Source organism: Hymenobacter sp. (genome assembly GCF_035709525.1).
Taxonomy (GTDB): domain Bacteria; phylum Bacteroidota; class Bacteroidia; order Cytophagales; family Hymenobacteraceae; genus Hymenobacter.
On record NZ_DASTEP010000026.1, the window covers coordinates 1 to 7,742 of the forward strand.

6 protein-coding genes are annotated in these 7,742 nt (G+C 63.7%); 5 read left to right on the forward strand and 1 reads right to left on the reverse strand.

The features are described from left to right. Positions 1-1,923: 3'-5' exonuclease (locus tag VFO93_RS02335; protein ID WP_325132700.1), on the forward strand; the 1,923-nt coding region annotated here is incomplete at its 5' end. A gap of 6 nt (positions 1,924-1,929) precedes the next feature. On the opposite strand, the gene VFO93_RS02340 is transcribed toward VFO93_RS02335, so the two are convergent. Then, complete coding sequence (locus VFO93_RS02340; RefSeq protein WP_325132702.1) at positions 1,930-3,144, reverse strand: hypothetical protein; 1,215 nt, start codon at positions 3,142-3,144, stop codon at positions 1,930-1,932. Between the two features lie 142 nt (positions 3,145-3,286). Here VFO93_RS02340 and VFO93_RS02345 point away from each other — a divergent pair, with 142 nt between their 5' ends. The 4 genes from VFO93_RS02345 (at position 3,287) to VFO93_RS02360 (ending at position 7,735) form a co-directional block, all read left to right on the forward strand. Continuing rightward, complete coding sequence (locus VFO93_RS02345) at positions 3,287-4,987, forward strand: S8 family peptidase (RefSeq protein WP_325132703.1); 1,701 nt, start codon at positions 3,287-3,289, stop codon at positions 4,985-4,987. 40 nt (positions 4,988-5,027) lie between these two features. Then, positions 5,028-6,041, forward strand: coding sequence for a YitT family protein (locus tag VFO93_RS02350; protein ID WP_325132704.1), 1,014 nt, complete (start codon positions 5,028-5,030; stop codon positions 6,039-6,041). 100 nt (positions 6,042-6,141) lie between these two features. Further along, the gene (locus VFO93_RS02355) at positions 6,142-6,972 is read left to right on the forward strand and encodes an MOSC domain-containing protein (protein WP_325132705.1); all 831 of its coding nucleotides are present in this window, start codon (positions 6,142-6,144) and stop codon (positions 6,970-6,972) included. Positions 6,973-7,060: 88 nt separating this feature from the next. Continuing rightward, positions 7,061-7,735, forward strand: coding sequence for a DUF2461 domain-containing protein (locus tag VFO93_RS02360; RefSeq protein WP_325132706.1), 675 nt, complete (start codon positions 7,061-7,063; stop codon positions 7,733-7,735). Positions 7,736-7,742 lie beyond the last annotated feature (7 nt).

Below are 7,742 nucleotides of genomic sequence, written 5' to 3' on the forward strand. Positions count from 1 at the left end.
CGGGGCACCTCACCCCCCGGCCCCCTCTCCAAAAAAGAGGGGGAGCCTGACGCCCAACAACGTCCGCCAGCGGTCGGCTCCCCCCTCTTTTTTGGAGAGGGGGGCCGGGGGGGTGAGGTCCCCCCGGCTGGCCACGTCGAACTGCTCTTCACCAACAAGGACACCCCCGCCCGCCCCTACTCCCCTACCCTCGGCCAGTACCTGGCCGAACCCCTCCCCGGCTACCCCGCCGAGGCGGTGCTCGACTACAACGAAAGCACCTGCTACCTGGCGCTGCACCTCATCGAGCAGGCGCGGGCCGATGGCTATGCGCTGCGCGACGTGGCCATTTTGTGCCGCACGCGCTGGCAAAGCCGGCTGGTAGCCAAGTTTTTGAAGGAGCGCGGCTTTCCCATTATTTCGGCCGATTCGCTGGCTTTGCAGTTTGCCGAGGTGGTGAACCTGCTGGTGGCCACCATGCGGGTGCTGCACCAGAGCGCCGATACCCTGGCGCGGGCCGAGGCCCTGCTGCTGCTCGACAAGGTGGTGCGGCGACTGCCGCCCACCCCGGCGCGGGCGCGGCACATCGCCACCGTGGCCAATGATAAGGAGAGCGGCAAGCCGTTTTTTGAGGAGCTGCGTAGCCTGGGCTTCGACGTGGAGGAAGACAAAACGGGCAACCTCGGGCTGTATGAGCTGACCGAAAAGCTCATCGGCACCTTTGGGCTGCTGGGGGCCAATGAGGAAAGCGACTACCTGTTTCGCTTTCTTGATTTGACTTTGGAATACAGCCTGAAATACGGCAATAACCTCGGCAACTTCCTGGCTTATTGGGACGAGCGCAAGGGCGCGCTGAGCATCAACGCGCCGGGCGGCACCGATGCCGTCACCATCACGACGGTGCATAAGGCCAAGGGGTTGGCGTATGGCATCGTCATCGTGCCGTTTGCCGACTGGGCGCTGGTGCCCCGCACCGATACCATGCTCTGGGGCCGCCTCGAAACCGCCGACAAGCCCCTGCCCGGCCTGCCCGACGTGGCCGTGGTGCGCCTCAACAAAGCCCTGACCTACACGCCCCTGGCCGCGCAGGACGTAGAGGAGCGCGAAAAAACCCTGCTCGACGGCCTCAACACGCTCTACGTGGCTTTTACCCGGCCCCGGTACCGGCTCTACGTCATCAGCAGAAGCCCTGCCGAGCCCAAAAAGGCCGCCGCCGAGCTGCCCCTGACCACCGCCGCCCCCGAGCCCGCCGCCCTGCAAGGCCCCGCCCGCGACGTGGCTGACCTGCTCGCCGGCTACCTGCGCCACCTCGGCCGCTGGCAGCCCGACACTACCAGCTCCATCCTCAACCAAGGCCCTCAAAACCTGAAACCCAACACCCAACACCTAAAATCAGAAACCAAATTCCCTTTAGAAAATCTGGTTTCTACCGACTGGCACGAGCGCCTCAAGCTGCGCCGCCACGCCACCACGGTATTCGATTTTGACGAGAAGGAGGCGCAGGGCGAACTGAACCGCAAGCTGCACTACGCGCTGCGGCGGCTGCTCTTGGCCGCCGACCTGCCCCGCGTGCTGCGGCAGCTCACGACCGAAGGCTTTATTAATCAGCCCGAAAAACCCGAATTGGAAAGCCGCCTGCAAGCCCTGTTGGCCGACGCCCGCCTGGCCCCCTACTTCGCCGAAGGGCTGGCCGTGGAAACGGAGCGCCCCATCCTCATCGGCGGGCACACGCACCGCGCCTACAAGCCCGACCGCCTCGTGTTCGGCACAGGCACTAGCCGCGCCACGCAGTCCGTCACCATGCTCGATTTCAAGCTGCCCCCGCCCCAGGAAAAAGACAAAACCCGCCTGCGCGAGTACGCCCGCTTGTTTCGGGAGCTCGGCTACGTGGAGGTGCGCGGGCTTATTTACTACTTCGGCACGGGCGAGGTAGTGGAGGTGTAGCGGGTATTACCTATGCTCGACGGCCTCATAGTAGCGCATCTTGTGCGTGGCGGTATTGAGGTAGATGGCCGAGGTATCGCCCCCCATACTCAGGTTTATTTTCAACTCCTGAGGCTGCCTGGGCGCTTTAAAAACGGGCAGCTTGTGGTAGTCGATTTGGGAAGTAAGCTGGGGCTTATCCCTGGGTAGTATGCGCAGCAGATGCCGTTCTTCATCGGGCAAGTAATACGACTTGGTTTGCCACACGTAGAGCCGCGGCAAGTGGTAGCCCAATGCCTCAATGGCCCCATCGAAGCGGAAGCTCGCCAGCACCTGGCCCGTGCGCGCCGACAGCACAAAGGCATTGGGCAGGTGGCGGCGGCGGGGGTTGGGGGAGTTTTCGTTGCCCCACACGCCGTCGTACTGCACGCGCCGCGTCGTCACGTACTCGTACACGGTGAGCAAAGTCGTATCGCTCAGGAAGCGGGCGGCTATCAGCTCGGTACGGGGCTTGGTGAGCGATTGATGCCGGCCACCAGGTAGCAAGAGCTCCTCGCAGGTAATGACGGCCTGCCCGCTGGGCGACTGCTGAATGCGGCAGTCGGAGCCCCCACCCCCGTAGCCATTGCTGGGGGTGAGGCGCTGGGTGCGGCCCTTCAGGTCGAGGGCCAAAAAAACTTCCGCGCCCCAGTCGGTGCCCTCTACCCCAAACTCCTGCCGCAATAGAAGCCACTGGCGCGGCGCATTATAGCCAACAAAGGCCGGCCGAACAGGCTCGCTACGCAGCACCACTTCGCGGCCCACCATTTGGTAGAAAGCGGGCTTGGTGAAGGTGCGTTGAAACTGCCGCCGCCCGGCCGAATCGAGCAGCGTAATGATGTAGCGAACATCGTAGTAATGCTTTACCCCATAGATAAAATCGCCGTTGGGTTTGGCCCCGACCACCATTGAATCGACGCTAGGCGAGGGCGACCGCAGTTCGTGGCTGCTGTCGGCCACTGCTTGCAGCCGCAGGCGGTAGTGGCGCGGCCCCAGGCTGAGCAGGGTATCGAGCACGGACTTATCAAGCGCATCCATGTATTCCTGGCTACTTACGTCCAGCGTATCAGGGGCCGGGCGGAAGGCACCGGGCGAGGGTAATGCGACTTGGGCTGCGGGCGGCTTTATCGCTGCTGGTGGCACGGGCGTGGTGGCTACCTGCTGCCGGGTTTCGCAGCCAGCGGATACTACTATTACTATCAAGCCAACAAAGAATACTGCGCGCATAAGTGAGCTTTTCTAAGGCTGGCGAAGTTACGGGACTGCCTCACCCGCGCAACACTGCGCCGCCCGCGCTCGTCTATCCGCAGGCGGCCGTTCTTTGCGCCGTATTCACTTCTTTTTGATGCTCTCCACCCGCCTTTCCTTTGGGCCGCGCCTGGCGCTGGCCACTTCGCTTTCCTTCACCGCCACGCTCGCCGTGGCCCAGACGGCCCCGCCCGCCGCCGTCGTTATCGACAAGCCGGCCCCCAGCCAGGCGGCCCCCACCGGCCCCACCGTGGAGGAGGCCGCCAAAGCCCAGTGGTACCTGCGCGACCCGCAGGCCGATAAAACGCCCGGCGTGGGCGCCACCCGCACCTACGCCGAGCTGCTGAAAGGCCGCGTGCCCACCGCCGTAGTAGTGGCCGTGATAGACTCGGGCATCGACACGGCGCACGTGGATTTGAAACCCGTGCTCTGGCGCAATCCTCGCGAGATTCCCGGCAACGGCATCGACGACGACAAAAACGGCTACATCGACGACGTGCACGGCTGGAACTTCCTGGGAGGCAAGGATGGGCGCAACATCTCCACCGAAACGCTGGAAGTAACCCGCGTAGTGGCCAAGCTCGGGCCGCGCTTCGCGGGCAAAACGGCCGCCCAGATTAAGGCCGCCGACAAGGCTGACTACGCCCAATACATCAAGGCCAAAAAAGCCTACGACGCCAAGAAAGCCGAGCTGACCGAGCAAGTACAGCAGCTCGACCAGATGAGCGGCCCGATGACGCAGATGTTTTCCATGCTCAAAACCCAGCTGGGCACGGAGAAAATCGACACCGCCGTGATGCGCAAGGCCGCCGCCGCCACGCCGCAGCTCGCGCCCATCTACCAGTTTATGAAGGAAAGCGGCGCGGCCGACACCGACGCCCTGGTGGCCGACATGACCAATGGCGGCAAGGAGCTGCGCGAGCAGCTCGAATTTGGCTTGAACACCAAGTTCAACCCGCGCGCCGACATCGTGCAGGACAACCCCGACGATGTGACGCAGCGCTACTACGGCAACGCCGACGTAACCGGCCCCGACGCCCTGCACGGCACCCACGTGGCGGGCATCATCGCGGCGGCGCGCGATAACACCCTGGGCATCCAGGGCATTGCGGGCGCGCCGGTGCGCGTAATGAGCGTGCGCGCCGTGCCCAACGGCGACGAGCGCGACAAGGACGTGGCCAACGCCATTCGCTACGCCGTGGACAACGGCGCGCAGATTATCAACATGAGCTTCGGCAAGGAATTTTCGCCTCAGCGCCCGGCTGTGGAAGCCGCCTACAAGTACGCCGAGGCCAAGGGCGTGCTGCTAGTACACGCCGCCGGCAACGAGAACAAGAACCTCGATACCTACTCCAACTTCCCGGCCTCGCTGTACCTAAACGGCGCGGTGCCCACTACCCTGCTCACCGTGGGTGCCTCGGGCCCCACCGACGACGAGAACCTGCCCGCCAGCTTTTCCAACTACTCCAAGCGGCAGGTTGACGTGTTCGCGCCCGGCGTGGCCATTTTCTCGACTTTGCCGGGTAGCAAATACGGTAATGAGAGCGGCACCAGCATGGCCTCGCCGGTCACGGCGGGCGTGGCCGCCGTGCTCAAGTCGTACTTTCCCAGCCTCACGGCGGTCGATTTGAAGCGCATCATCCGCGAGTCGGCGCAGGTGCACCACACGCAGGTGCTGGTGCCCGGCCAGGAAGGTAAAAAGGCTGATTTCTACACGCTTTCGGCCACGGGTGGCATTGTCGATTTGTACGCCGCCGTGCAGCTGGCCTTGCAGCAAGAAGCCGCCAAAAAGCAATAAAGGCGCGGCGCAAGCCTGCTTTTTTGCGTAAGCTAGTGCTATGATTGCTCATTTATCGATTTTAGCCCGCCTGCGGCAGCTGCACGCCAGCGCCGCGCCCGAGATGTCGGCCGAAGCCGCCGCCGCCGCCCTCACCGGCCACCCGGTCATCGCCGATGCCCCCGACCCCCACGCCGCGCCCTCGGGCGAGTCGCGGCTGCGCGAAGAGTTGCGCAATGCCGTGTACCTGGCGTTGGGCGTGGCCTCAGCCGCGCTGGGGCTGGAGGCATTCATGCTGCCCAACGGCCTGTTCGACGGCGGTGTAACCGGGATTTCGCTGCTCGCCGCCCGCCTGCTGCCCGGCGACCCGCCCCTGTCGGTGCTGCTGGTAGTGCTCAACCTGCCTTTCGTGTGGCTGGGCTTCCGGCAGATGGGCAAAGGCTTCGCCGTGCGGGCGCTGCTGGCGATTCTAGCCTTGGCCGTGGTGCTCGAAACCGTGCATTTCCCGGTTATCACGCAGGATAAGATGCTGATTGCCGTGTTCGGGGGCTTCTTCCTGGGCGCGGGCATTGGGATGGCCATGCGCGGTGGCGGCGTGCTCGACGGCACCGAGATACTAGCCGTGTATTTGAGCCGCAAAGCCAGCCTCAGCGTAGGCGACTTCGTACTGGTGCTCAATATTTTGATTTTCATCGTGGTGGCGGTAGTGCTCGATGTACCCACGGCACTCTACTCCATTCTCACTTACCTGGCCGCTTCCAAAACGATTGAGTTTGTGGTCAGCGGCATCGAAGAATACACGGGCGTTACCATCATTTCGGAGCACAGCGACAAAATCCGGCGCACGCTCACCGAGCGCCTCGGCCGGGGCGTTACGGTGTACGCCGGGCACCGCGGCTACGGCTCGCGCGGCGAGCAGCCCAGCCCCATCGACATCGTGTTCACGGTCGTCACGCGCCTCGAAGTGGCCCAGGTTACGACCGAGGTCAATCATATCGACCCCCGCGCCTTCATCATCATGCACAGCGTGAACGACGCCAAAGGCGGTATGGTGAAGAAGCGGGCGCTACACTGAGAAGAGTTAAGAGTTTTGAGTGCTGAGTTTTGAGTTACCCCACAAAACATAACTCAAAACTCAGCACTCAAAACTCTTAACTCCTCCCGACCTTTGCGGCATGTCCGCCCTTTCTTCTGCGATTACGCTTTCCGGTATTTTCATTTACCCCGTCAAGTCGCTGGGCGGCATCAGCCTGCCGGCCGCCGAGCTCACGCCGCGCGGCCTGCGCCACGACCGCCGCTGGCTGATAGTAGACGAGCGCAACCGCTTTCTGACCCAGCGCGAGCATGCCGAAATGGCGCTGCTGGCCGTGGAGCCGGCCTACAATGGCTTCCTGCTGCGCCACCGCCAGCGGCCCGAGCTGCTGCCGCTCTATATTCCCTTCGAGGCTGCGCCGGACAAGACGCTATTCGTCACGATTTGGGACGACATGGTGTTTGCCTGGCGTGGCACGCCCGAGGCCGATGCCTGGCTGAGCGAGGCGCTGGGCCGCGCCTGCAAGCTGGTGTATATGTCGGACATGGTGCGCCGCGATGTAGACGCCGACAAGCCCGAGCTGAACCCGCCCGGCACGCTCGTGAGCTTCGCCGATGGCTACCCCTACCTGCTGGCCAGCGAGGAATCACTAGAAAAGCTCAATGCCCAGCTCGCCGAGCCCGTACCGATGGACCGCTTCCGCCCCAACCTGGTAGTGCGCGGCCTGCCCGCCGACGCCGAGCGCCAATGGGCTGATTTTCAAATCGCGGGCCAGTTCTTCCGCGCCGTGCGCGAGTGCGGACGCTGCGTCGTCACGACCATCGACCAGGCCACGGCCGAGAAAAACCCGGCCACCGAGCCGCTGCGCACACTGGCTACTTACCGCAAGGTGGGCAATAAAACCATGTTTGGCCAGAACGTGACCGGCCCCGCCAGCGGGCTGGTGCGGGTGGGCGACATCATTGAGTTATGAGTTTTGAGTCGTGAGTTCTGAGTTACAAAGTCAATAAACTCTCGTTTCTCAACTCAAAACTCACGACTCAAAACTCATAACTCCTAAAGTGGACAACGCCTTCGTACTGGATTTTCTGCGCCGCCTCTCGGCCAATAACAACACTGCTTGGATGCAGGCGCACCGCGCCGACTACGTGCGCGCCCGCGACCACTTCGCCGACCTCGTGGCCGAAGTCATTCGCCAGGCCACGCCTGTGGCGCCTGAGCTAGCCGAGCTCACGCCCGCGCAGGTGATGTTTCGGCTGCATAAAAACGACCGCAGCCAGACCGACCCCGAGCCGTATAAGCGGCGCTTTGGCTCGGGGCTGGTGCCGGGCGGGCGGCACGCCGAGCGCGCCGGCTACTACCTGGCCCTGAGCCCCGGCGGCCACTCGTGGCTGCGGGCCGGGCGCTTCACCCCTACCCCGGCCGAGCTGGCGGCCATCCGGCAGGAAATCCACTACAGCGGCGACGAGTTTCACCGCCGCATTGAGGATGCGGAGCTGCTGGCGCACTTCCCCAACGGGCTGGATAGGAGCGCGCCGCAGCTTACGCGCCCGCCGCGCGGCTACGCCGCCGATGACCCCGAGCTGCCCTGGCTGAAGCTGAAAAGCTACGGCGTGGGGCGGCTGTTTTCGGATGAGGAAACGTTGCGGCCTGATTTTATCGAGCGCGTGGTGGCGGGCATCCGGGCGGCGCGGCCGTGGGTCGGGTTTCTGAATACGGCGCTGGATGTAGCGTAAGCTTTAG